The sequence below is a fragment of the Bifidobacterium callitrichos DSM 23973 genome, from assembly GCF_000741175.1.
GTDB lineage: Bacteria > Actinomycetota > Actinomycetes > Actinomycetales > Bifidobacteriaceae > Bifidobacterium > Bifidobacterium callitrichos.
Genome location: NZ_JGYS01000022.1, coordinates 53,615 through 78,442, shown reverse-complemented (window position 1 = coordinate 78,442; position 24,828 = coordinate 53,615). Strand labels below are relative to the sequence as shown.

20 protein-coding genes are annotated in these 24,828 nt (G+C 64.5%); 12 read left to right on the top strand and 8 right to left on the bottom strand.

Annotation, left to right across the window (positions count from 1 at the left end; genetic code table 11):
* The first annotated feature begins 125 nt into the window (after positions 1 to 125).
* The 3 genes from BCAL_RS13520 to BCAL_RS10285 all read left to right on the top strand — a co-directional run bounded on the left by BCAL_RS13520 (position 126) and on the right by BCAL_RS10285 (position 7,684).
* The gene (locus BCAL_RS13520; protein WP_238549692.1) at positions 126 to 3,590 is read left to right on the top strand and encodes a tetratricopeptide repeat protein; all 3,465 of its coding nucleotides are present in this window, start codon (positions 126 to 128) and stop codon (positions 3,588 to 3,590) included.
* 221 nt (positions 3,591 to 3,811) lie between these two features.
* A complete protein-coding gene (ligA, locus tag BCAL_RS10290; protein ID WP_043166369.1) occupies positions 3,812 to 6,487 on the top strand; it encodes an NAD-dependent DNA ligase LigA in 2,676 nt (891 codons plus the stop codon).
* Positions 6,488 to 6,556: 69 nt separating this feature from the next.
* Positions 6,557 to 7,684: an Mrp/NBP35 family ATP-binding protein gene (locus BCAL_RS10285; protein ID WP_043166370.1), complete on the top strand. Its 1,128-nt coding sequence runs from the start codon at positions 6,557 to 6,559 to the stop codon at positions 7,682 to 7,684.
* A gap of 148 nt (positions 7,685 to 7,832) precedes the next feature.
* Here BCAL_RS10285 and BCAL_RS10280 read toward each other — a convergent pair whose 3' ends face one another.
* The 6 genes from BCAL_RS10280 to BCAL_RS10255 form a co-directional block, all read right to left on the bottom strand.
* Entirely contained in the window at positions 7,833 to 8,498 is a 666-nt protein-coding gene (locus BCAL_RS10280; protein WP_238549687.1) for a hypothetical protein, read from the bottom strand.
* A 564-nt stretch (positions 8,499 to 9,062) separates the two neighbouring features.
* Positions 9,063 to 10,094 carry a cation diffusion facilitator family transporter gene (locus tag BCAL_RS10275; RefSeq protein ID WP_043166371.1) on the bottom strand — a complete coding sequence of 344 codons (1,032 nt, stop codon included), beginning with the start codon at positions 10,092 to 10,094 and terminating at the stop codon, positions 9,063 to 9,065.
* A gap of 153 nt (positions 10,095 to 10,247) precedes the next feature.
* Complete coding sequence (gene glnA / locus BCAL_RS10270; RefSeq protein WP_043166424.1) at positions 10,248 to 11,681, bottom strand: type I glutamate--ammonia ligase; 1,434 nt, start codon at positions 11,679 to 11,681, stop codon at positions 10,248 to 10,250.
* A 321-nt stretch (positions 11,682 to 12,002) separates the two neighbouring features.
* Positions 12,003 to 12,788, bottom strand: a complete 786-nt coding sequence (locus BCAL_RS10265) for a DUF4191 domain-containing protein (protein WP_043166373.1) — start codon at positions 12,786 to 12,788, stop codon at positions 12,003 to 12,005.
* An 81-nt stretch (positions 12,789 to 12,869) separates the two neighbouring features.
* Positions 12,870 to 14,414 carry an FAD-dependent oxidoreductase gene (locus tag BCAL_RS10260; protein ID WP_043166375.1) on the bottom strand — a complete coding sequence of 515 codons (1,545 nt, stop codon included), beginning with the start codon at positions 14,412 to 14,414 and terminating at the stop codon, positions 12,870 to 12,872.
* Between the two features lie 75 nt (positions 14,415 to 14,489).
* Positions 14,490 to 15,113: a DUF3043 domain-containing protein gene (locus tag BCAL_RS10255; protein WP_043166376.1), complete on the bottom strand. Its 624-nt coding sequence runs from the start codon at positions 15,111 to 15,113 to the stop codon at positions 14,490 to 14,492.
* 144 nt (positions 15,114 to 15,257) lie between these two features.
* Between BCAL_RS10255 and BCAL_RS10250 the strand changes: the two genes are divergently transcribed.
* Positions 15,258 to 16,625 carry a dipeptidase gene (locus BCAL_RS10250; RefSeq protein WP_043166378.1) on the top strand — a complete coding sequence of 456 codons (1,368 nt, stop codon included), beginning with the start codon at positions 15,258 to 15,260 and terminating at the stop codon, positions 16,623 to 16,625.
* A 95-nt stretch (positions 16,626 to 16,720) separates the two neighbouring features.
* Here the strand turns inward: BCAL_RS10250 and BCAL_RS10245 are convergent, their stop codons facing one another.
* Both BCAL_RS10245 and BCAL_RS10240 read right to left on the bottom strand, forming a co-directional pair.
* Positions 16,721 to 17,863, bottom strand: a complete 1,143-nt coding sequence (locus BCAL_RS10245) for a sensor histidine kinase (protein WP_152600372.1) — start codon at positions 17,861 to 17,863, stop codon at positions 16,721 to 16,723.
* Positions 17,864 to 17,874: 11 nt separating this feature from the next.
* The gene (locus tag BCAL_RS10240; RefSeq protein ID WP_043166382.1) at positions 17,875 to 18,537 is read right to left on the bottom strand and encodes a response regulator; all 663 of its coding nucleotides are present in this window, start codon (positions 18,535 to 18,537) and stop codon (positions 17,875 to 17,877) included.
* A 138-nt stretch (positions 18,538 to 18,675) separates the two neighbouring features.
* Here BCAL_RS10240 and BCAL_RS13325 point away from each other — a divergent pair, with 138 nt between their 5' ends.
* From BCAL_RS13325 to BCAL_RS10205, 8 genes are all read left to right on the top strand, one after another.
* Positions 18,676 to 19,185 (top strand): hypothetical protein, encoded by a 510-nt coding sequence (locus BCAL_RS13325; protein ID WP_152600374.1) that lies wholly within the window; start codon positions 18,676 to 18,678, stop codon positions 19,183 to 19,185.
* 90 nt (positions 19,186 to 19,275) lie between these two features.
* Positions 19,276 to 19,821: a hypothetical protein gene (locus BCAL_RS13320; RefSeq protein ID WP_043166384.1), complete on the top strand. Its 546-nt coding sequence runs from the start codon at positions 19,276 to 19,278 to the stop codon at positions 19,819 to 19,821.
* A 261-nt stretch (positions 19,822 to 20,082) separates the two neighbouring features.
* Positions 20,083 to 20,682 (top strand): ECF transporter S component, encoded by a 600-nt coding sequence (locus BCAL_RS10230; RefSeq protein WP_043166385.1) that lies wholly within the window; start codon positions 20,083 to 20,085, stop codon positions 20,680 to 20,682.
* Complete coding sequence (locus BCAL_RS10225) at positions 20,682 to 22,235, top strand: ABC transporter ATP-binding protein (RefSeq protein ID WP_052119211.1); 1,554 nt, start codon at positions 20,682 to 20,684, stop codon at positions 22,233 to 22,235. Before BCAL_RS10230 ends, BCAL_RS10225 begins: the two co-directional genes overlap by 1 nt.
* Before the next feature lie 62 nt (positions 22,236 to 22,297).
* Entirely contained in the window at positions 22,298 to 23,167 is an 870-nt protein-coding gene (locus BCAL_RS10220) for an energy-coupling factor transporter transmembrane component T family protein (RefSeq protein WP_052119215.1), read from the top strand.
* Between the two features lie 88 nt (positions 23,168 to 23,255).
* The gene (locus tag BCAL_RS10215) at positions 23,256 to 23,549 is read left to right on the top strand and encodes a type II toxin-antitoxin system RelB/DinJ family antitoxin (RefSeq protein WP_052119212.1); all 294 of its coding nucleotides are present in this window, start codon (positions 23,256 to 23,258) and stop codon (positions 23,547 to 23,549) included.
* Positions 23,549 to 23,839, top strand: coding sequence for a type II toxin-antitoxin system RelE/ParE family toxin (locus tag BCAL_RS10210; RefSeq protein WP_043166387.1), 291 nt, complete (start codon positions 23,549 to 23,551; stop codon positions 23,837 to 23,839). The genes BCAL_RS10215 and BCAL_RS10210 overlap by 1 nt, the downstream gene beginning before the upstream one ends.
* 52 nt (positions 23,840 to 23,891) lie before the next feature.
* Entirely contained in the window at positions 23,892 to 24,791 is a 900-nt protein-coding gene (locus BCAL_RS10205; RefSeq protein ID WP_043166434.1) for a TrmH family RNA methyltransferase, read from the top strand.
* Positions 24,792 to 24,828 lie beyond the last annotated feature (37 nt).

Below are 24,828 nucleotides of genomic sequence, written 5' to 3'. Positions count from 1 at the left end.
ACGCGATGACGCGAGCGCTGCGGTTCGCGTCGCGCCTGACTCGCTCGGGTCGAGGCGCCGTGGAGGGCGCCATGGAATCGGCCGACCCGTTCGGTGCCACCCTCGACCGTGCGGCGGCCGAGGCGATGAACCGGGCCGCGTCCGACACCTCCGACGTCGGACGTGACCCCAGCGACGTCGAGCTCGATGTGGCCCGGGAGCTCGCCAGCCATTCTCGCAGGCTCGGCCCGCTCGTCAAACGTCACCTGCTTGACTTCGATGACGTGCCCGGCAAGCTCACGCTCGGCTGGGCGCAGCTGTCGGGCAGCGGCCCGTCCTCCTCGTCCGGGGAGGGCTTCTCGCTCGGCGTGTTCGCCGACAAGGACCACTTCTCCCAGATCGCATACGCCGACGGCCGCGGCCGCGTGTTCGTCGGCCCCGAGATCGGCATGGACGTGCAGAACATGCAACCGCGGTTCATGTTCACCAAGGAGCCGCGCGGCCTCGCGAACGGCAACGGAGCCGACGGCCGCAAGCCGGGCTCCTCGAACGTCTCCGGTGCCGCCGGCAGCCCCCGCGTCGGCGGCGGCATCGTCGGCCGCGACGACCGCGGACGCATGACCTGGCTCGCCGCATGGAGCCGCACCGACGACGGCAAGGGCCGTGGCATCGGCGTCGGCGTCGGCAGGGACGGCTGGGGGTCGCGCGGCGGCCGATACCGCCTCGAACAGATGCGCTACCCCCTGCCTCGCGAGATGCGCGAGGACCTCGAATACCGTGACGCCATCGCCATCGGCTTCTTCGCCGCCTACATGCTGCCGCAGATGAGCGGCCTCATGCTCGGATTCGGCGCGGGCAACATCTTCCGCAGGCTCAACCGCGAGGCGTCGATGGGCGCGATCCGCCGCTCCGTACGCGACATGCTCGCCGTGCGCGCCCACGGCATGCGCGTGTCCGGGCTCGAGGACCACTTCGCCGAACTCATGCACGAGGCCGGCGCGCTCGACGACGCCCCCGGCCTCGAGGCCGTCCACGGGGCCGAACCGCTGCACCTGTACACCTCCAGCTATTCCGGCTCCTACTTCTTCAACTGGGACTCCTCGCTGTCGCTCGCCCCGGCCCTGCGCGCGCTCGCCATCGAAGGCAACCTCAACCGCTTCGCGCAGGTGAGCGCATGGTTGGAACGCAACACGCGCCTTGGGCTCGAACCCACCGAGGAGACGATCACCCGCGCCCAGGCCTCGACCCTCGACCTGAAGCTTCTCAACGATCCGGCGCTGATCGCCCTCGGCGGAGGCGACCCCACGGACGGATCCCTCGGCTCCGGGCAGCAGGACGACGCCAATTCGATGCTCGCGCTCATCGAACAGGCGCGCCGCATCGCACGCGACATCGGCGAGAGAGCGAGGGAACGCGGCGGCACCGACTCCGAATGGACCTACCGTCAGAGCATGGCGCTGCTCGTGAGGAAACTGCGCCTGCCGTACCGCTTCGACGTGGAGATCCGCTCCAACCTCGCCGCCGGACGCGTGGCCGTCGGCTTCACCACCGCCGGCGTCTCGATGATGCCGGCGAGCCGGTACGACGAGCAGTCGCACAGCTGGGTCAAGCTCTCCGACCGCGAACGCGCCGAAATGAGCGCCGACTACAACCTGCGCGTCGGCCTGATCATGGCGGCGCTGAGCTTCGCGGCCTCCGAGCGCGTGCACGAGGTGTCCCTGCACGTCGACTCGCTGGGGCTCGAGGAGGCGCTCGCCGAACAGGACTCCGCCATCGAGGAGATGATGAGCGAGGCGCTGAGCGCGTTCGAACGCATGCACACCGGCAACGTGGGCGCGGTGCACGGTGGCAAGTCCGAGCCGAAGGACGGTGACTTCCATGGCGATCCGACGCGTACGCCGTCGCCCTCCCGTCCGATCGCGGATCGTGCGTCCGACCAGTCGGGCGATGCTGGGGACGGGAGCGAAGCGGGTGAATCCTCCGCCGACGCGACGGCCGCCTCCGGCGTCTCCGGGGACACGCTCGATCAGCGGTTCGAGGATCTGGTCAGGGACGTCGACATCGACATCGACGAGACGGCGTTCGCCAATCCGGGCGATGGCCGCAACGGCATCGACGGACGGGCGGACGGCGACGATACCGTCGATGACGTCTCCGATTCCGACGATATGGCCGATGACGAGTTCGGCGCCAACGGACTGATCTCCGGCGCAGGTCTCGGCTCCGGACCGGATGGTGACGATGACGGCGATTCCGGCGCGGCGGACGACCCGATGAGCGTGCTCAGGCGCAATCCCACCGTCCGCAACCTCGCCACCGTGACGTTCACGCGCGAGGCGTTCCTCATGCGCGTCGAACAGGATTCGCTCTCGCATCCGATGAGCACGTATCGCATGTTCGACGCCGTGATGGACGTCGATTCCGGTGCGCTCAAGCCCGTCAACGAGGGCTTCGACCTGCGCGACCCGGCGTTCGCGCCCGCCGGCGCCCAGGAGGAGCCGGAGATGTCCGACCGCGTCTTCACCGGCGAGACCGCTCGCGTGCTCGGCACCACGAGGGCCTCCGGCCTGTCGATCCAGCGCGTCGACCTCATGCAGCGCGCCGACACGGACTTCCATCGTCTCGCCTCCGACGAGACGATGCCGTCCGTCGCCAAGGCCCAGGAGGCGATGCGCATCGTCGACATGATCGGAGACCCGGAACTGAGTGAACAGGCGCCGCTGATCACCAGCGCGCTCATCGACGGGCGGGATACGCCATCGGTCGCGCTGCGCATGGCCGACGAGCTCGACAGGGAACGGCTCAAGGCTCGCGACCTCCTGTTCAACGGACAGGTCGATCAGGCGTTCGAGGCCGCCGAGGCCGCGATCGGACACGTCGACGCGCTGTACGCCAAGGGCGGCGGCGTGCCGCGTTACTTCAACTCGTACGCTGAACGCGTCATCTACAATCGTCTGTTCGCCACATCCGGCGAGCGCACGGTGCTGATCCCCGACAACCTGTTCTACGCGCACATGGAGCTTGCCGACGTGCTCGCGCAGGTCAAGGGCGCCTCCCACTCCCTCAAGCATCTCAACGCGATGGTGGCCTACGCGCCCGCCTATCCGCTCACGCACCTGAAGCTCGCCGTGCAGCTGGCACGCAACGAGGACTGGGATTCGGCGCGCGCCGCATGCCTCAACGCCCTGCGGGTCGCCCTCGATCGCGACGACGCCGCGTTCGCCTACTATCGCCTCGCCTACGACGAGTGGATGCAGGATCATTTCGATGTGGCGGTGGCCGCGTACATCATGAGCGACCACATCGCCCCCGGGCAGATCTCCGCATTGGAGGGGGAACTGCAGGAGCTCGTCGCCCGCGCCGACTCGCAGTGCATCCGCGTGCCGGAGAGCGTGGCCGACGCGGCCGCGGTGCTTGCCGCGCATGATCTGCCGGTGTGGCCGCACACCGAGGTGGCGCGCATCGTGGCCGACGCCGCACGACTTACGGTCGACGAGGGACTGTTCGTGCCCGCCCGTACACTCTCCGTCGCCACCGCGCGCATGGCCGATGACGACGACAGCGGCATCGACGTGGTGCAGGCCCAGTTCATCCGCTCCCTGAGCGTGTGAGGCTCCAACCCGTTGCAGCGAATCGTTCTCAATAAGGAACGTGTGAGGCAACCGTACGGGAACGCACAATCGCACATCACCCCTTAGCGGCGGAATACCGCCGATTGCAGGCAATCGGATGTGCGATTGACAGCTCGTCAACCTTCACACTTTTGTTATCGAGAACGGTTCGCTGTAAGCCGTGATCGCTCCATGGGTACAATCGACAGAGCAATCGGACCATGAGCAAAGGCGGGAATATGGCAGACGAACAGCTTGCGTGGGACTTCGATACGGCGGATGGGTCGCCCGACATCGTCGCCGATGAGGGCCGGCCCGGCAGCGAGCAATGGATCGCCGCGCTCCAGCCCACCGACTCCGACGCGGTGCGACTCGACCGGCTTGATGTCGCATCGCTGAGTGCGGAGAACGCACAGCGCCTGTGGGCGCGTGTCGCCGCATGGGTCGAGTCGGATCAGATCGCCTATTACATCGACGACTCGCCGGTCTCCTCCGACGCCGCGTATGACGCGCGACTGCGCTGCCTGCAGCGGCTCGAGGCCGCGTTCCCCGCGCTTGACAACCCGCAGAGTCCCACGCATCGCGTCGGAGGCACGTTCTCCAACGATTTCGTGTCCGTCCGTCACCCGTCGCGCATGATGAGCCTCGACGACGTGTTCTCCATCGAGGAGCTCAGGGACTGGTACGATTCGGTACGCCGCGATCTCGACTGGCCGGACGGCAAGGCGCTGCCGATGAGCTGCGAGGTCAAGATCGACGGCCTTGCCCTGAATCTCATTTATAGGAACGGCGTGCTCGAGCAGGGATTGACGCGCGGCGACGGCGTCACCGGCGAGGACATCACCTTGAACGTGCGCACGATCGGGTCGATCCCCGTGAATCTCGGCGGCGACAAGGACGACATCCCCGAATTCGTCGAGATCCGCGGCGAGGTGTTCATGCGCTGGGACGACTTCCGCAAGCTCAACGACGAACAGGAGGACGCCGGTCGCACGCCGTTCGCGAACCCGCGTAATGCGGCGGCCGGATCGCTGCGTCAGAAGGATCCGCGCATCACCGCCACCCGCCGGCTGAGCTTCTACGCGCACGGCATCGGCACGCTGCGCTGGGGTGCGGGACGCGCGGCCGACTCCCACGATGAGGTCAACGACCAATCCGAGGCGTACGAGCTGTATGAGAAGTGGGGCGTGCCGGTCTCCCCGCACAACCGCACCGTGAAGTCGTTTGACGAGATCCTGTCGATGATCGACTACTACGGCGAGCATCGCGGCGACATCGAGCATGCGCTTGACGGCATCGTCGTCAAGGTCGACGATCTCGCGCTGCAGCGCTCCCTCGGCGCGACCTCGCGCGCGCCGCGATGGGCGATCGCCTACAAGTACCCGCCCGAGGAGGTCAACACCGAACTGCTCGACATCACCGTGCAGGTCGGACGCACCGGACGTGTGACGCCCGTCGCGATTCTGAAGCCCGTGTACGTGGCCGGGTCGACGGTCGCGCGCACCACGTTGCACAATCCGTTCGAGGTCAAGCGCAAGGGCGTGCTGATCGGCGACACGGTCGTCGTGCGCAAGGCGGGAGACGTGATCCCCGAGCTTGTCGGACCGGTGCTGGAGCGTCGCCGCGGCCGCGAGGGCGAATTGCGCGAGTTCGTCATGCCCGAATACTGTCCGTCGTGCGGGGCGAAGCTCGCCCCCGCCAAGGAGGGCGACAAGGACATCCGCTGCCCGAACGTCGAAAGCTGCCCCGCGCAGCTGACCGAACGCGTGATCTCGCTCGCCTCGCGCAAGGCGTTCGACATCGAGCATCTGGGCGACCAGTCGGCGATCGCGCTGACGAACCCGGAGGAGAACCGGCCCGGTTCGGTCGCGACGTTCGCGCCGAACACCACCGAGATCCTCGTCGCGCCGGGCGAGGAGCCGGAACCGTACGATCCGGTGCCGGGTCTTGCCCTGCCCGAGCCGCAGGTGCCGGTGCTCTCCAGCGAGGCGGGACTGTTCGCCCTGACCGCCGCCGACTTGAAGGACGTGCGCGTGTGGCGTGAAGCGCCGATCATCGAGGTGCACGAGACGGTCGACGCGAACGGTCGCAAGAAGAAGACGCGTCGGCGCGTCGGCGGATCGGGCCTGTGGCATCAGGTGCCGGCGTTCTGGACCACGCCCACGGCGGCGAGGAAGCTTACGTCCAAGCAGCTTGCGGGGCGCGACGAGTCGGCGGAATCGGCGTATCCGGACTACGACGTGCCGGCGGACGCCGAGATCGTGCGCGTCGACCATAAGCGCACGCGCGCAGGCGAGACCGACGTGCCGGTGTACATCCGTCCGGGCGAGAACACGCGCAAGATGTTCGACGAGATCGACAAGGCGCGTCACGCCGACCTGTGGCGCGTGCTGGTCGCCCTGTCGATCAGGCGTCTCGGGCCGCCCACCGCCCGTCTCATCGCCTCGTCGCTGGGGTCGTTGGATGCGATCGCGGAGGCGAGCGTCGACGAGCTGACCGAAATCGACGGCGTGGGTCCGGAGATCGCCGAATCGGTCGTCGGCTGGTTCGCCGCCGCACGCGAGCCGGGCGACTGGCGAGGCGAGACGCTGCGTGCGTGGAGGGCGGCCGGCGTGGGAGTCGCCGCCGCGGAGACAAGCACGCTGCCGCAGACTCTCGCCGGCAAGACCGTCGTCGTCACCGGCTCGCTGGAAGGCTATTCGCGCGACTCCGCCAAGGAGGCGATCATCGAACGCGGCGGCAAAGCGGCCGGATCGGTGAGCAAAAAGACCGACTACGTCGTCGTCGGCGCAAACGCCGGATCCAAGGCCGCCAAGGCCGAGGAGCTCGGTATCCCCATGCTCGACGAGGCCGGGTTCAACCGCCTGCTGGAGACCGGCGAAGCGGACGGCGAATAGGGCGATCGAAGGGTCTGGCAATCCGCCGATTGGCACGCTAGTGTGGTACGCGGCAATTAAGGAGGATTCATGACAGCAGACACCCGACGGATCGAAGCGGACATCTACGAGCGGCTGAGCCGCGTCATTGACCCGGAGCTCGGCCGCTCCGTCACCGATCTGGGGATGATCGCCGCGATCAACGCGGTCCCGGCCGAGTCGTCGACCGATGGCAATCGCCCTGCCTACGACGTCACCGTACACGTCGAACTCACCGTCGAAGGCTGCCCTCTGTCGGAGACCATCACCAACCAGATCAACGGCGCGGTCGCCTCCTATCCGAACGCGTCGCTCACCCCGCATATCGAGGTCAGTTCGATGAGCCGAGACAAGCTCGACGATCTCGTCGCCGACCTCAAGGCCGAACGCAAGCAGAACCCGTTCAACAAGCCCGGCATCAAAACGCGCATCTTCGCGATCGCCTCCGGCAAGGGCGGCGTCGGCAAGTCGTCCGTCACCGCGAACCTCGCCGCCACATTCGCGGCCCTCGGCTACGACACGGCCGCCATCGACGCGGACATCTACGGCTTCTCCCTGCCGCGCCTGTTCGGCGTGCACACGCAGCCCACGAACCTGAACGGCATGCTCATGCCCGTCACCGCATGGGGGGTCAAGCTCATCTCGATCGGCATGTTCGCCGGCGCCGACCGCGCGATCCTGTGGCGCGGTCCGCGTCTGCAGCGGTCGCTCGAACAGTTCCTGTCCGACGTGTGGTGGGGGGAGCCGGATGTGCTGCTGCTCGATCTCGCTCCCGGCACCGGCGACATGGCGATCTCCGTCGCCCAGGCGCTGCCCAACGCCGAGCTCGTCGTCGTGACGACCCCGCAGCCGTCCGCCTCCGACGTGGCCGTGCGTTCCGGACTCGTCGCGCTGCAGGTGCCGATGAAGGTGCGCGGCGTCGTGGAGAACATGAGCTATTACGAGCACAAGGGCGAGCGACTGCGCATCTTCGGCCGCGGCGGCGGCGAGCGCGTCTCCCGCCAGCTCACCGATGCCCTCGGCTATGACGTGCCGCTGATGGCGCAGCTGCCGTTGGAGCCTGAACTGCGTGAGACCGGCGAGGCGGGGCGCCCCGCGGTCCTTGACGAGGACGGCGCACTGAGGGCCGATGGCCTAGGCGCCGAGTTCAAGGCGCTCGCCGAGCGGCTGATCGGCTAGTTCCCTTACAGCGAACCGTTCTCAATAACAAAAGTGTGAGGGTTGACGGGCTGTCAATCGCACATCCGATTGCCTGAAACCGGCGGTATTCCACCGCTAAGGGGTGATGTGCGATTGTGTGTTCCCGTGCGGTTGCCTCACACGTTCCTTAGTGAGAACGATTCGCTGCAACGGGAGTTTGCCACAACTTGCAAAATTCCGCCAGATACCGCTGTCGTGCGACCATGGTCCGCGCCAGAGCCATGAACGATCGACGCGCCTCCGGCGTGCGGAAGTCGTCGGCCGTTACGTACACGATCACCCATCCGCGCACCTGCAGCCGGTTCAGTCTTGCCGCATCGGCCATCATCTGATCGGGTTCGGCATGGTGATACCCCTGATATTCGAACGCGACCTTGCAGTCGGGATACGCCATGTCCAGCAGTGCGTAGGACCTGTCCAATTCCACTCGGTGATTCGGCGAGGGATTCCCCAAGCCGGCATCCTTCAACGCCTTGAACAGCTGCGTCTCCGGAGGCGAGTCGGTGTTCTCGGTGATATATGGCAATGCGGCGAGACAGTTCTTCCGTCCTCGGAATCGGGGACTGTTCTCGACGTATTCCCGAAGCTCGGCGAGGGTGGCTACCTTGCGCCGTTCATCGCGACTGAGCATCGCCGAGCCGATCGCCGCAAGGTCCTCCACGCCGCAATGGCCCGCCATCTGCGCCCAGGTCATCGCCGGCGACGCCACCCAGAACCGCTCATAGTCCTGTTTGCGATAGGATTCCATTCCGCGAAACACATGGAACGTGACTCCCGCGACCCGCTTGCGCATGGACGATTCCGGAACCGAGACATGCACGGTGTCATCCCTGAGATCACAGTCACCCGGAATCGGCGCACCCCAATACCGCACCGCGTTGAGATACCCGACGTGCAACGGTGCACTCGTGCGTCGGGCCGCCGCATTGCATCGGTCCCGCTCCATCTTCCTGTTCGCCACGATGTTGCTTTGCATGAATGAGACCATGCCCCCGACCATACGGGATGTTCTCCGCCGCTCACTTTCCCATGTGCATATGGTGCATAACACGGTGGATGAGCCACATCGGGCACATGACAGAATATCTGATCGGCAAACATTCCTCGCTGTATGCCGATCATGTGGCCGACGCAGTGCTCGGCAGGAGACTTGCCATATGGGGACGGCGGCATGGGTGACCTTACAGCGAATCGTTCTCGATAACAAAAGTGTGAGGGTTGACGGGTTGTCAATCACACATCCGATTGCTTGGAATCGTCGGTATTCCGCCGTTAAAGGGTGATGTGCGATTGTGCGTTTCAGTGCGGTTGCCTCACACGTTCCTTATTGAGAACGATTCGCTGCAAGCGAGCTGGCTTACTTCCCACTCCTCCAGATGTCCGGCTCGACATAGATCTCCCATTCGTACCAGGGCATTCGGCTGCGGATGCTTGATTCGATCTTGTCGACGGTCTGCACGTCATAATCGCGGTCGAGCTTCGAGGTCTCGACCTTCATGCACAGCAGCACCGCATCCTCGTCCATGTGGATGGCCTGCATGTTGATGAGTCGGTCGACGCCGGGGGTGGATTCGATCGCCTCGACGAGCATCTCGCGTGTACGCGGGTCGATGTCCTCGCCGATCAGCAGCGAGCCGGACTTGAACGCGAGGGCCGCCGATCCGCAGACCAACACGAGGCCGACCATCAGGCCGCCGATCGCGTCGTAGAGTTCGTCGCCCGTGGCGATGGACAGGCCGATGCCGAGCCCTGCGAAGGCCAGGCCGATCAGGGCGAGCGTGTCCTCCATCATCACGGAGGCGAGTTCGGCCGACTTCGTGCGACGCCAGAACCGGACCAGCGACGTGCTCTCCACCTTGACGCGCTTCATGCGGCCACGTGCCTCATGCACGGACGTGTGCAGACCGTAGCCCTCGAGACATGCGGAGACGCCGACCACGACGAGCGCGGCGACGAGCTCGAGCGAGTTGGCCTGACGGGGGAGCGTGCCCTCGATCAGCCCGGTGAGCTTGCCCGCCGCCTGCGATACGGCGAACACGCCGCCGACGAAGAACAGCAGCGTCGCGACGATGAAGCTCGCAAGATACTTGACGCGGTGCAGACCGAACGGGTGATCGCCATCGGTCTGATGATCGGATGCTTTGTCTCCGACCATGAGCACGAGCTCGTTCGCGCAGTCGGCGACCGAGTGCACGGATTCGGAGAACATGGATGATGATCCGGTGAACGCCGCGGCCGCGAACTTCGCGATGGCGACGCCGACGTTCGCGGCCAGCGCGGCCTTGACCGCGACTCCGGTCTTGGCCTTGGGATTGGCCTTGGGACTGGCCTGGCCGTCCCGATCCGGCCTAGTGACTGATATGCTGCCGTCCGCAGTATCCTGCGACATGATTCCCATCTCCCAGATGTGCATGTGTTCGCCCGTAAAACCCTCGGGCATCCGGAACGTCATTGTAGTGCGCATGCGTGCATACGAAAACGCCCTGACCAGCAGCGTGGTCAGGGCGTTTCCATTGCGCTTCAGGCGCGAGTCATGCGACTATCAGATGTGGTAGTACAGCTCGTACTCGAGCGGGGTCGGGGCCAGACGGGCCTGATCGATCTCGTCGCGCTTGAGGTCGATCCAGGTCTCGATCAGATCCGGGGTGAAGACGTTGCCGGCGGTGAGGAAGTCGTTGTCCTCCTCAAGGGCGTCCAGCGCCTCGCCGAGGGAGCTCGGCACCTGCTTGATGCTGGCGTGCTCTTCCGGCGGCAGCTCGTAGAGGTCCTTGTCGACCGGTGCCGGCGGCTCGATGTGGTTCAGGATGCCGTCGAGGCCGGCCATCATCTGGGCGGAGAAGGCCAGGAACGGGTTGCAGGACGGATCCGGGGCACGGAACTCGATGCGCTTGGAGGCGGGGGAGGTGCCGGCCAGCGGGATGCGGATGGCGGCGGAGCGGTTGCGGGCCGAGTAGACCAGCGAAACCGGGGCCTCGAAGCCCGGGACCAGACGGTGGAAGGAGTTCAGCGACGGGTTCGTGAACGCCACGACCGCGGAGGAGTGCTTGATCAGACCGCCGATGTACCAGCGGGCGATATCGGACAGGCCGCCGTAGCCCTGCTCATCGTAGAACAGCGGCTTGCCGTCCTTCCACAGGGACTGGTGGCAGTGCATGCCGGTGCCGTTGTCGCCGGCGATCGGCTTGGGCATGAAGGTCACGGACTTGCCGGCCAGAGCGGCGGTCTCGTGGACGATGTACTTGTACTTCATCAGGTCATCGCCAGCGTGCTGCAGGGTGTTGAAGCGGTAGTTGATCTCCTGCTGACCGGCGCCGGCCACCTCATGGTGGGAGCGCTCGAGCTGCAGACCGACCTTCTGCAGGTTGGCGACCATGTCGTCGCGCAGGTCCTGGTTGTGGTCGATCGGCGGAACCGGGAAGTAGCCGCGCTTGATGCGGTTCTTGAAGCCGATGTTCGGGGTGCCGTCCTCTTCGGTGTCGACGCCGGAGTTCCACGGGGCCTCGATGGAGTCGACCTCGTAGAAGGAGCGCTGCATGGAGTTCTCGTAGCGGACCTTGTCGAAGATGAAGAACTCGGCCTCGGGCGCGAAGGACGCGGTGTCGGCCACGCCGGTGGACTTCAGGTAGGCCTCGGCCTTGCCGGCGACCTGACGAGGATCACGGGAGTACGGCTCGTCGGTCAGCGGATCGACGATGGAGAAGGCCACGTCGAGGGTCTTGTGCTTGCGGAACGGGTCGACGAAGGCGGTGGTCACGTCCGGGACCAGCTTCATGTCGGACTCGTTGATGGCCTGGAAGCCCTGCACGGAGGAACCATCGAACGGCATGCCGTCGGTGAACGCGTTGTCCAGGAACTCGCTGACCGGCACGGTGAAGTGCTGCTGAACGCCGATGAGGTCGGTGAAACGAACGGAGACGTACTCGATGCCTTCCTTGTTGATGAGGGCCTCGACTTCTTCCGGCGTATGGGCGAAGATCTTATTCTCTGCCACGATCGCTCCTTTGGTGAGAACGTTTTGTTGATTGACAACTTACAAGGGTTAAGCATAGGAACAAGCGTTTCGCCCGCTCGAAACTTCGGTTACGAGAATGTTTCGTGAACGGTAACGAGGAGCGTCTATGCGTGCGATTTCCGTTGCGATGACTTGTTTTGCGTCCGATCGCACCTTTTCGGGAGCGGATCGGCGCATACGCGTGCGCGTCCGTCCTATGGACGGATGGGGACGCATGGGCGGATACGACGATGGGCCCGGCGGTGTTTGCCGCCGGGCCCATCGTTCTGGTAACAGCCAAGTCGATCACTTGCCGCGCATCGCGCGACGGCTGACCTTCTGCACGCGGTTCGGATCCACGCCCTTCGGGATGCCGTAGCCGCTCTTCATCTGCAGCGTGCGTAGACGGTCGTTGAGGATGGCGAGCTCCTCCTTGGTGAGCATGAAGCGACGACGCGGGTGGATCTTGTCCATCAGCTTGCTCTTGTGCTGGATCGGCACATAGCTCTTCTGACGGGTCACGGTCTTGCGCAGGTCGCTCAGCTTGGTCTGCTTCGGTCCGTTGCCCACGAGGATGCGGTAGACGGGGATCTGCGAGCCGGCGGTCACGCCCTTGATGGCGCGCTCCTCACGGTCCATCTGACGGTTGACGCGGCCGTAGTCGCCCTCACCGAGCAGGTAGATGCCGTTGTAGCCGGTGCCGCGCCAGATCGCGTCCTTGGTGCGTGGATCGACCCACACGGGCTGCTCGGGGAAGTTGAATCCGGCCTTGTTCATGTTGCTCAGCACGCCGATCGCGGCGCCCGGACGGCCTTCGAGCTGCCTGTAGCCGACCTTGTCGGCGCGGTTGGTGAGCGTCATCGTGCCGAAGAGCAGGCCAAGCATGATGGCGGCGATGATGATGAAGATCCAGTTGAGCCAGTTCCACTGGAAGATCAGTCCGATGATCACGGCCACGACGATCGGGGCGAGGATGGCGCCGGCCAGCAGCCACGGCAGCTGCTTGTCGTCCTTGACGGTGTACTTGTAGATCTGGATGATCTGCTTGATCGTGCTCTGCTTCTTGGGCTTCTTCTCGTCCTTGTCGGCCATGCTCCCTCACTTGCATCGGAATGTACGCATACTGGCCCTACACTCTACCAGCAGCTGTGACCGCGCGTGCCTGCGGCGGGTTCAGCGCGTGTGCAGGGGGCGGCCATCCGCCTTGAGCAGCGCCTCGCCGAGCGTCTCGCCGAACGTGGGATGCGGGTGGATGAGCCGTGCCGCGTCGCTGAGCGCCACGTGGTTGCCGACCAGCTGCTCGGCCTCGGCGATCACGTCGGAGGCGACGGGGGAGACGATGTGCACGCCAAGCACCTCGGGCGTGTCCGGATGATCCGAGTCGGCGCGTTCGCCGCTGACGACGGTCATCGAACCGCCAACGCCGCTCATGAGCATGCGCGAGTTGCCCATCATCGGATAGATGGTCTCTTTGACGTTGTTGAAGCGCGGGTCGTCGATCGCCTCGCGTCCGGTGAGCCCCACGCACGCGGCCTCGGGATGCGAGAAGACGACCTGCGGCACGCTCGCCTCGTCGACCGGCTTCGGGTTGAGGCCCGCGATCGCCTCGGCGACGGTGATGCCGTGCTCGAAGGCGCGATGCGCGAGCGCGTGCCCAGCTACGATGTCGCCGACCGCCCACACGTGTTCCGCCGATGTGCGTCCGAGCGGATCGCACGTGACGTAGCCGTCGGCGTCGCGCCGCACGCCGGCCGCCTCCAGCCAGTCGGCGTCGGTGTTCGGGTCGCGTCCGATCGCGGCGAGGACCATCTCCGCCTCGACGGTGTGCTCCGTGCCGTTCGCGCCGTTCGCGCCGGACGGGCCGCCCTGCATGTAGTGAACGGTCGCCCCGAGGTTCGCGCCCGTGTCCACGTGCCTGACGGCCGTGTTCCTGACGACCTTCACGCCCTGACGGACCAGCTCGCGCGTGAGCGTCACGCCGGTGCGCCTGTCCCAGTGCGAGAGCACGCGATCGCGGCGGATGAGCATGGTCACGTCCACCCCGGCGGCGTTCCACATCGACGCGAATTCGACCGCGACCGCACCCGCGCCGATGATCACCGCGGAGGCGGGGAACTCGTCGAGCTCCAGCGCCTTGGTCGAGTCGATCAGCGCTCCGGCGAACGGATTGCCCGGCAGCGGCCGCGGGGATGCGCCGAGCGCAAGCACCACGTCCGTGGCGTGCAGCTCCAGCGATGCGCCCTGTGGCTTCGGCTCGTCCGCCTCGTCGGATCGCAGGACGTCCGTCTGACCGGGGGCGGCGACGAGACGGACCGTACGCGTCGTCGCCCCCGCGCCGTCCGATGCCGGTTCCAGCGATCCCGACGCGCGGAAGACCGTCACGCCGCGATGGGCGAGCAGCGCCGACAGGCCCTGCGTCATCGTCTCGACGATATGGACGCGATAGTCGCGCAGCGTGCCGTAGTCGATGCCGTCCACGTGCGCCTGGACGCCGAGTTCGGCCGCGCGGTGCACGGTGTCGATCGTGTGCGTCGCGGTGATGAGGGCCTTCGAGGGGATGCAGCCGCGATTGAGACAGGTGCCGCCCATGGTGGCGTCGCGTTCGATGAGCGCGACGCGCCTGCCTAGTTCGGCGGCGCGCAGTGCGGTCGAGTAGCCTCCCGGACCCGCGCCGATGATGACGTTGTCGAATGCTTCCATGTCGGATGATTCACTCATGCCATCCATCGTAGCCGCGTGGAACAAAAAAGGAGGCCCCCGATCGGGGCCTCCAAAGGATGGTGTCGGACGAGATCACTCCGGCCAGTGACCGCGCTTGTCATAGCGCGGCTTCGGCAGACGCCAGCGGCGCACCTGGATCGCACGGCTCCACGCGTAGGAGCCGGAACGGCTGCCCCTGGCGACGGAACGCTCGCCGAACTTCTCGATGAGCTTCTTCTTGAGACCTCGCCACATGATCCACACGTCGATGATCACGGCGAACAGGTAGACGTACATGAGGATCATCATGATCATCGAGGCGAGCGGGCTCTGCCACACGGTGCTGATGATCATCGAGCCGATCAGGATCACGATGGCGACCGGGATGAAGAACTCGCCGATGTTGAAGCGGGCGTCGACGTAGTCGCGGATGTAGACGCGGTAGGGCAGACGCTCGGCCTTGGGCATGTGGTTGATGTCGCCCTTCTGCATCGCCTCGTACTCGGCGTTCTCACGCTCGCGCAGACGCTCCCTGGCGGCCTTGCCCGCGGCCTTGCGGTCGGTCGGCACCAGCGGTCGGATGCCGGCGGCCTGCGCCTGCTTCATCTTCGGGGTGGGACGGTTCTTCTTCTCGCCCCTGACCGATTCGGTCCTCGCCGGAGTCGCCTCGACGGACTCCTGCGCGTCTTCCTTCTTCTTGAACGGATTCCATGTCATGCTTGCAGGTTACGGTGACGTCTAGACGCGCGTCGAAGGCGTGCGAACGGCGGTATTCCGCCGGTGAAGGCCATTTGAGGCCATTTGGGGCCGGGCCATGCGGACAACCGCAGACAGATAGGTAGTAGTAGAAGGAGTCCACTGATGGCACAGATCAGCGCAGACGAGATCCGCTCCCGCGTGGAGGCGGACTGGAACCGCATCGTCGACGTGCTCAACCGCAAGATCGCCCTCGCCTCGGTGTCCGCCAAGGGCATCACCGGCGAGCATATGAAGCGCTCGGCCGAATTCGTCGCCGAGCAGATGCGCGAGGTCGGCGTCGACGCGAAGGTCGTCCAGTCCGTCAACCCGGACGGCACGCCGGGCGCGTGGGAGGTCATCGGCTCGCGCGTCGTCGACTCCGACGCTCCGACCGTCCTGCTCTACGCCCATCACGACGTGCAGCCCGTGCCGGATCCGGCCGCCTGGGACACCGACCCGTTCGTTGGCACCGAGGTCGACGGCCGTCTCTACGGCCGCGGCTCGGCGGACGACGGCGGCGGCATCGCCATCCACTCCGGCGCGCTCAAGGCCCTCGGCGACGACCTCAAGGTCAATGTGAAGATCTTCATCGAAGGCGAGGAGGAGATGGGCTCGCCGAGCTTCATCCCGTTCATCGAGGCGCATCGCGACGAGTTCGCCTCCGACGTGATCATCGTGGCCGATTCCGGCAACTGGTCCGCCGACATCCCGTCCCTGACCACCTCGCTGCGCGGCAACACCTGCGTCGACGTGACCGTGCGCGCCCTGAAGCACCCGGTACACTCCGGCCAGTACGGCGGCCCGATTCTCGACTCCAACACGCTCGCCGCGATGCTCATCGCCTCCCTGTACGACGACAACGGAGACCTCGCGGTGCCGGGCATCGCCGCCGAGGAACCGATCGGCGGCCTGCAGCGCGACCTCGACGAGGCCACCGTGCGCGAGGACGCCGGCATCGTCGACTCCTACGTGCTCGCCGGCTCCGGCTCGCTCGCCTCGCGCCTGTGGACCAAGCCGAGCCTGACGGTCATCGGCTTCGACGCCCATCCGGTCGACGGCTCGTTCAACGTGATTGCCCCCGAGACCCGATTCCGTCTGTCCCTGCGCACCGCGCCGAACCAGCGCCCCGAACAGGCGCAGGACGCACTCGCCACGTTCCTCGAGAACAACCCGCCGTTCGGCGCTCAGGTCGAGGTGGCCAGGCTTGAAAACGGCATGGGCTGGGCCATGGACCCGAACGCCGTGGCCACCAGGGACGCGCTCGAGGCGATGGAGGAGGCGTTCGGTGTCGCCCCGATCAACAAGGGCGAGGGCGGTTCGATCCCGTTCATCCCCGAACTGCAGCGTCTCTTCCCGTCCGCGCAGGTGCTCGTTACTGGTCCGGAGGATCCGAAGGCCAACGCGCACAGCCCCAACGAGTCGATCTCGCTGTCGGGACTCAAGAACAACGTCGTCACCGAGGCTCTGCTGCTCGCCAAGCTCGGCGCGTGACGATCCTCGATATTCGATCTCCGATTCTTTAGGACACCATGACGATGGGCCGGCGGGATATGCAGTCCGCCGGCCCATCGTCGTTTATTCCCGTATTATTCCCGCAGTGCGGGAACGAGGGTGAAAGAGAACCATGAACCGTCATCCGAGCGTTCGGTGACGGTTCTGCCGCCGATGCGCTCAACCTGCCGTCGGTAGTATTCCAGTCCTTGGCCGTGCTGTGGCAGCTGATCATCGTCTACTTGGTTGGACGTGGTGATCTCGATCCCCTCGGCGGTCCACATCACGGATATCTCGTACTTCGACTCCGGTTTGGCGTGGCGAATGATGTTGGAGTACACCTCGCCGATGAACTCGATGCAGAGTTTGATCCGTTGCCCGTCCATGGTCCCATGCATCTCGCTGATACTGAGAATGCTCTGGCCATGGAATCCCAGATGCCGGATGCGCCGGTCGTTGTCATCCAATATGTGGCGAAGATGGGCGATGGTATCCCTTTCGACGTTGCTGGATCGCTCGCGCTTTGAGCCTCGGGCCCATTCGTCGAGAGAGTCAATGACCTGATGTGTGTTGTCCAAGGCATTGAGAGCCGACTCGTTGATCTGTCTCCAGTCTTCGGCGTCTGCGCTGCCCTCCCCGATTCTGCGCTGTGCCATGCGAGCGATGAACGACAGCTCCCCAGTGACGGCGTCATGCATGCGTTGTGCGGTATGGGCAGTGAATTCCGTCTGGTTGAGACGTTCCTGCGCCCGTAGCAATTCCTCCCGCTGCTTGAAGGTGTCCTCACGCCAGTGCAGAGATCTGCCCGTCATCGCCGCGATGATATTGAACGGAACGATCGACATGAACATGTACCAATCGAGATGCCAGTCGTTCGATAGCATTGCGCAACCGATTTGCATCACGCATGTTATGGCGGTCAGTATCGTCGTCGTGCAGTTGGATGATAGGTAAGACAGCAAACCTAATCCGAAAAGAGCTCCGTACGTGGATGTAGGGCCAGTGCCGTTGGAAAGGACCGTAGTCAGGGCGTCGATGGCGATGAGTGCCGCGGACGACGGTGCAGGCAGGACGACGACCGCGGCAAGCACAATCACCAACATGGTCGATAGGACAAGCGAGAGTCCATCGGATGGAGGGACGAAGAGCCACTGAATGACGACCGGTACGAAAAAGGCCATTACTAGTGTGCCTCTCACGGGCAACGGAGGATCGGTCGGGAGCAGCAGCCGCTTCATCTTGTCGAATCCTAGTAGCTGCGCGGGGAGAGCCATATCGCCACCGCCTGGCGTGATGTGCGCGCACCGAGCTTCTGTAGGACATGCTGCATGTGCTTGCGTACAGTCGCCTCTGAGATGTCGAGTTTGTCGGCGATTTCGGCGTCGAGTAGGCCCTCGTCCGCACATAGGTTGATGATTTCCTCCTCACGAAGAGTGAGTTGCGGGATGCTGGTTTGTTCATTTGCTATACGGATGTGTGCAATTTGTTGCGATTCGAATCCATGCATCGAGCCATCGCGCAGCACTGATATGACTGTCTGAACGAGATCCTCATCTACGTTCTTGCTCACCAGCCCCTGCGCTCCCGCCGTTTTTGCTTTTGCTGCGTAGAGTTTCAGCGAGAAACTGGTCATTGCGAGCACCGGGAAGGCTGAAGACTCCCGTCGTATACGTCTACATATGCTGGGTCCTTGGATGTCCTCCAATGACATGTCCAGCAGCAACAGGGATGGTGTATGCTCACCAATCATGGTAAGTGCCTCCTTGCCAGAGGTTGTCATCCATGCAATGCGTGCCGATGGCAGGCGGTCCGACAGCAGCTGTCGCAGTGATTCCAATGAGCGCGTGTCGTTGTCGACGATCGCGATGCTTGGCGAAAGGGCTGGGTGAGACGTATGCTTCTGATCCTTCATGGCACATGATGGTAGCGCGTTCATGTGATGATCGCGTATGGATGCATACACGAAACGCGTACACGAATAGTTGTTTCCATGTATTGGGTATGATATCTTATAAAAAGTAAATGATACATCGTTTCAAAGGAGAATCTGATGTTTAAGAAGCTGGTGTCATGGGTGCTTTGCATCGTTGTGATGATGACTGTTTGTCCTTTGGCTTCTGCGGAAGATAATGATTTATTGCAGCATGATACTGTTGCGTCGTCATTGAGATATGGAGAAAGTGAAAAAACCACGATCTTGAATTCCGAATACAAGTATTATACTGTAACGCCTGCCAATCAGGGGAGTGGCTTCAATTTCCCCGGTGGCGGTTCTATTATTGTGAATCCGACTGGTGGTCCTACGGTCACTGCATCGTTCAGTGTCAGTTGGGGTGTCGTGTCGACCGGTGTCAGCGTGGGATATGTTGCTACCGGTTTGAGAGGGATAACAATTAATGTTCCTGCAGATAATCATTATTATATAGCAAGGCTGAAGAAGAAGTACCTCATTCAAAGAGTTCGTCATGATTATTATGAATATGGTGTTTATAAATACTCAACCACATTGAACCATAGCACTTATATTAATTGTTCTGGTTTTGTGCAGCGGGTAAAATAATAATGATGGAACTATAGTTCCCTATGCAAGCGGAGGGGGTATATGATGAACGGCAAAAGTTATGGGAGCAGACTCATATGGGGTCCTGTCGTGGCGCTGATCGTGCTTGTGGCGTTCGTCGGGATCTCATATATATGGCAGACATCCAGGGAGGTCACCGGAAAGACGATCGAACGGGAGATGCTTTCGCTGAGTGCCGATGCATCCGATGGTCGGCTGCGTGAACTCGGTTATCTCTCTTCATCCGAAGCGGACAGTACGAATGCCGTTGCGAATTTCATCGATGACGTCAACGCCAACAGACAGTCCGTGCTGAGAATGATCGAAGACGATTCATCCGGTGACGGCCCCAAGGTTCGTGTGCTGATGTTCGACCTCTATCAGGAGGATCTCGGCGGCGTGACGACGAGCGATCACGCCGTCACGGTGAGCAAGGCATCCGGACCCGGGCAGATCCGCGAGTGGATCTACGACTGCTCCACTCGGCAATGGGTGACGTACGACAAGCGCTTCTCGCGCGACATGAGGGTACGCGTCGAGGATGGACGCCACGTAGTCGATCTGGTCAATATCCCCTCCCACTATCCGATCGACTCCAAGTGGAAGGGAAGCGACGAGCGCCTCACCTATTCGTAAACGACCACGATCATCGACGGCTGCGACATGACGGTCGGTGCCTTATCAACAAGGTTTGCGCTGGGACTTTGACGATTTGACTCTTGATTTCGTCGGCTACGTCACTTATGGTGGTGCGCTGACACGGGAGCTGCCTTGAGGCGGCTGAGAGGAGACCTCACGGGTCTCGACCGATGGGACGCGGCTGGGCAATGCCGGCCGCGGAATTGTCGCTCTTACCTTCACCCGTGCCTTCGATTGAGAGAGGAAAGGCACATCACCATGGCCGAAACCGTCGCCAAAGCCAACTACAAGTGGCGCGTCGTCGATATCGTCGTCGCCGCGATCATCGCCGTCGCATCCGGCGTCATCTTCTGGGGCTGGGACATCGTCTGCGCGGCCCCGATCGCCCTGTTCGAGGCCGTCACCCCGGGCTTCGAGGGACTGCTCAACGGCTTCTGGCTGTTCGCCGGCCCGCTCGCCGCGATCATCGTGCGCAAGCCGGGCGCCGCCCTGTTCGCCGAAACCCTCGCCGCGTTCCTCGAGCTCACGCTCGGCAACCAATGGGGCGTCGGCGGATCGCTGATCGTCGGCATCATCCAGGGCCTCGGCGCCGAGATCGGCTTCGCGGTCTTCGCATGGAGGAAGTGGAACATCGGCACCACCATCCTCTCCGGCGCGCTCGCCGGCGTCGGCTGCTGGGCCTACTACTGGATGACCAACCCGGGTTGGAACATGCTGCGCGTGAGCTGGTACCTCATCGGTTCCATCATCTCCGGCATCGTCATCGCCGGACTCGTCGTGTGGTTCCTGCACAAGGCGATCGCCGCCACCGGCGCGCTCGACCGTTTCCCGTCCGGCCGTAGTCAGGCCCGCGTCTGATGCGCATCACACCCGCCGGCGTCGAAGCGAGGGAATGGGGATGGCGTCACTCCACGCGCAAGGACTTCGCGCTGCGTGACGTGAAACTCACCATCCGCCCCGGGGAGCACGTGCTGCTCCTCGGCGCTTCCGGCGCCGGCAAATCGACGTTCATGGCCGCGCTCGCCGGCGTGCTCGGCGGCTCCGAGGAGGGCGACCAGGAGGGAACCCTCACCGTCGACGGCGTCGAACCGTCCGTCGTGCGCGGCAAGGTCGGACTCGTCCTGCAGGACCCCGATTCGCAGATCATCCTCGAACGCGTGGGCGACGACGCGGCCTTCGGCTGCGAGAACCTCGGCGTGCCGCGCGAGGAGACGTGGACGCGCGTGCGCGAATCCCTCGATCTGGTCGGATTGCAGGACATCGATTTCGAACGTTCCACCCGGCACCTGTCCGGCGGGCAGCGCCAGCGCCTTGCGCTGGCCGGCGTGCTCGCCATGCGCCCGGGTCTTCTGCTGCTTGACGAGCCGACCGCGAACCTCGACCCCGAAGGGGTGCGCGAGGTGCATGACGCGGTACGGCACGTGCTCGAGACGACCGGCCAGACCATGGTCGTCGTCGAACACCATATCGATGTCTGGCTCGATCTCATCGACCGCGTGATCGTCATCGGACACCCCGATCCCGACTCGCGCGTCGGCGGAATCGTCGCCGACGGCACACCGGACGAGGTGTTCGGGCGATTCGGCGACATGCTCGCCGCCGGCGGCGCGTGGGTGCCGGGGCGCGCGATCCCGGACCGCGGTCCGGGGCGTCACGGCGACGTCGTCATCGCCGAACCGGGGGAGTCCGGTGCGTCTGCGCCGTCCGGGACATCCGTGCAACCCGCGCTCGTCACCGAGGACCTGAGCTTCGGACGCGGCACCGCGCTCGGCTCGCACATCGATCTTCAGTTCTTCGCCGGCGAGGTCACGGCCCTGATGGGGCCGAACGGCGCCGGCAAATCCACACTCGCCTTGACGCTCGCCGGACTTCTGCCGCCGATCGCCGGGCATGTGCGCGTCCGCGCCGACATCGCCGAGGGCGCCCGCGGCGACGAGCCGTCACAATGGAGGAGCCGCGAGCTTCTGGGGCGCATCGGCATGGTCTTCCAAGAGCCTGAGCACCAGTTCGCCGCCCCTCTCGTACGCGACGAAGTCGCCATCGGCCCCAAGTCGCGCGGCGCGAGCCAGGAGGAGGCGTACGCGATCGCCGACCGCATGCTGAAGCGTATGAACCTCTCCCGGTTCGCCGAAGCCAATCCGTACACGCTGTCCGGAGGCGAGAAGCGACGCCTGTCCGTCGCCTCGATGCTCGCCGGCGCGCCGAGGATCCTCGTCATGGACGAGCCGACCTTCGGACAGGACTTCACCACATGGACCGAGATGGTCGACCTCATCGCCGCCGTGCGCGATCAGGGGTCCGCGGTCATCGTCGTCACGCACGATGAGCCGCTCGTGAAGGCGCTGGACGCGCGGCGCATCATGTTCGGATTCGCCGGTGACGATAGGGGAAACGGAGGTGCGGCGCGATGACCGCAGCCGTTGCAGAGAGGACCGTCACTGCGGTCGGCACCGTGAAACATCCCGTGGAACGCATGGAGCATGTCGTGGAACAATCCGTGAAACATAACGAGGCGCGTGTCGACACCGTCCTCGTCACGCCGCCGACCGAACGCAGGGAACCGGCGCGCCCGGCCTCGCCCTCGTGGTTCATCGCCAAGGTGAACCCGGTGGCGCGCATCATCGGAGCGCTGCTCCTGTGCATCCCGATGTTCTTCAGCCTCGACGTGGTCTCCGCGTCCGTCGCGCTCGGCATCGAGTTCGCGTTGCTGTGGATCGGCGGCATCAATCCGATCCGCGTGTGCCGCAGCACCTGGCCGGTGTGGATCGCCGCGACCGGCGGCTTCATCTCCGTGCTTCTGTACGGTCGCACCTCCGGCGAGATCCTGTGGTCCGCCGGCTGGATCGTCGTCTCGGAAGGCTCCGTCTATCTGGCGTGCGCCACGTTCCTGAGGGTCGGGGCGATCGCCGTACCCGGCGTGATCCTCGCCCTCGGCATGGATCCGACCGACCTCGCCGACGGACTGGTGCAGATCCTGCACCTCTCGCCGCGCTTCGTCTACGGCGGACTCGCCGGCATGCGCATGTTCACGCTCCTGCAGGAGGACTGGCGGGCGCTCGGCCTGTCCCGCCGCTCTCGGGGCTTGGGCGACGGCAACGCGATTGGCCGCGCCCTGTCACAGGCGTTCGGCCTGCTGGTCCTGTCGATCAGACGCGCCACGAAACTCGCCACCGCGATGGAGGCGCGTGGCTTCGGCGGCAGCGCCCCGCGCAGCCAGGCGCGCACCTCACGCCTGCACCCGGTCGACTGGGTGTTCTTCGCGATCAGCATCGCCATCCCGTTCATCGCCCTGACCGTCGCCGTCATGACCGGCTACTGGCGCTTCTCCTTCCAAGGCGCGTGACGCCGGTTCTGTAGGCGCCCGGGCACATTCCTTGATGTGCACCCTTGTGGTAGACTATGCCACATCTGTGCACATCAAGGGGGTTGCCATGGCCGCAACGACGTCTTCCGTCAACGCTACGGAATCCAAGGCCATCAGGGCCGACAAGCGGATCATCGCCCAGGCGTCGGAGGTGGCCGAGGAGTACGGACTCACCCTCGCCTCAGCCACTCGCGCCTTCTGGACGCAGATGGCCCGAACCCGCAGCATCCCGCTGACCTTCGAATCGGAGAAGCCGAACGAGGAGAGTCGCGAGGCCATTCGCGAGACCGAGGAGATCATCAAAAACGGTGGCCCTTCGTACGCCAACCTCGATGAGATGTACAAGAGTTTGGGAATCTGATGCTCAGGCCCGCGCCTACGTCGAAATACGCGCGTGATCTCAATCGACTCAGGAAGCGTCATATCGATCTCAAGCCACTCGATGAAGTCATGCAACTCATCCTCGACGACACCGTCGAATCCATCGAGGAACTGAAACGTCGCCACAACATGCACACGCTGTCCGGCGAGTGGAAGGGTTCCGACGAATGTCATGTCGCCAACGCCGGCGACTGGCTGCTCATCTGGTGCACCACCGACGACCTCGCCATCTTCCAGCGCACCGGCTCCCACGACGATCTCTTCGGTTGACGGCCGGTACGCGATATGTGAAGATGCAAGGTCGTGCGGTAGTCTGGTGGCCATGCCGATCAACCAAGCTTTGCTCGATAACCCGAAGTCCGACCGTGTGCGCCGCGTCGCCGACCTCGCGCGCGCCAAGGGGCGCGAACGCTCCGGCAGGTTCCTCATCGAAGGGCCTCAGTCGGTGCGCGAGGCCGTCACCTGGCGTCCGGACGTGGTCCAGGACCTCTACGTCGCCGTCGACGACACCCTGGGCCGCGTGCGCTACGCCTCGGACACGCTCGCAAGAATCGTCGAGACCTCGCAGGACGCCACCATCTACGTGCACCGCGCCACGCGCGAGGTGATCGAACGGATCAGCAAGGACGCGCAGGGCATCCTCGCCGTGGGCAACATGAACGCGATGCACGTCGAACCCGAGTCGGTGGCCCTGCCGGCCGCGGGGGAGCGCACGCCGCGCATCGCCGCGTTCTGGCAGGTGCGCGATCCGGGCAACGCCGGCACCGTGATCCGTGCGGCCGACGCCGCCGGATGCGACGCGGTCATCCTCGTCGACGAATGCGTCGACCCGTTGAACCCCAAGGTCGTACGCTCCACCGCCGGATCGCTGTTCCATATCCCGGTCCTTGAGATGGACGTCGAGGGCTTCCTCGCCTACTGCGCCGAACACAATCTCACGACCATCGCGGCCGACGTGTACGGCACGCCCGACCGCCGCCCCGAATCGCTGCCCGCGCTGCTCGCCGAACGCGCGGACGCACGCGGTGACGACGGCGAGGCCGAAGCCGCACGCCCCGGCGAGGCCGTGCTCTTCGGCAACGAGGCGAGGGGACTGCCTCCCGAGATCCTCACGCGCATGGACCGCATCGTCTCGATCCCGCTCTACGGCAAGGCCGAATCGCTCAACCTCGGCACCTCCGCCGCCGTGATGCTCATGAGCCTGGCGATGGCCGACCGCTGATCGCACAGCAAGGGCCGGCGGCCGTGCGACCGCCTGA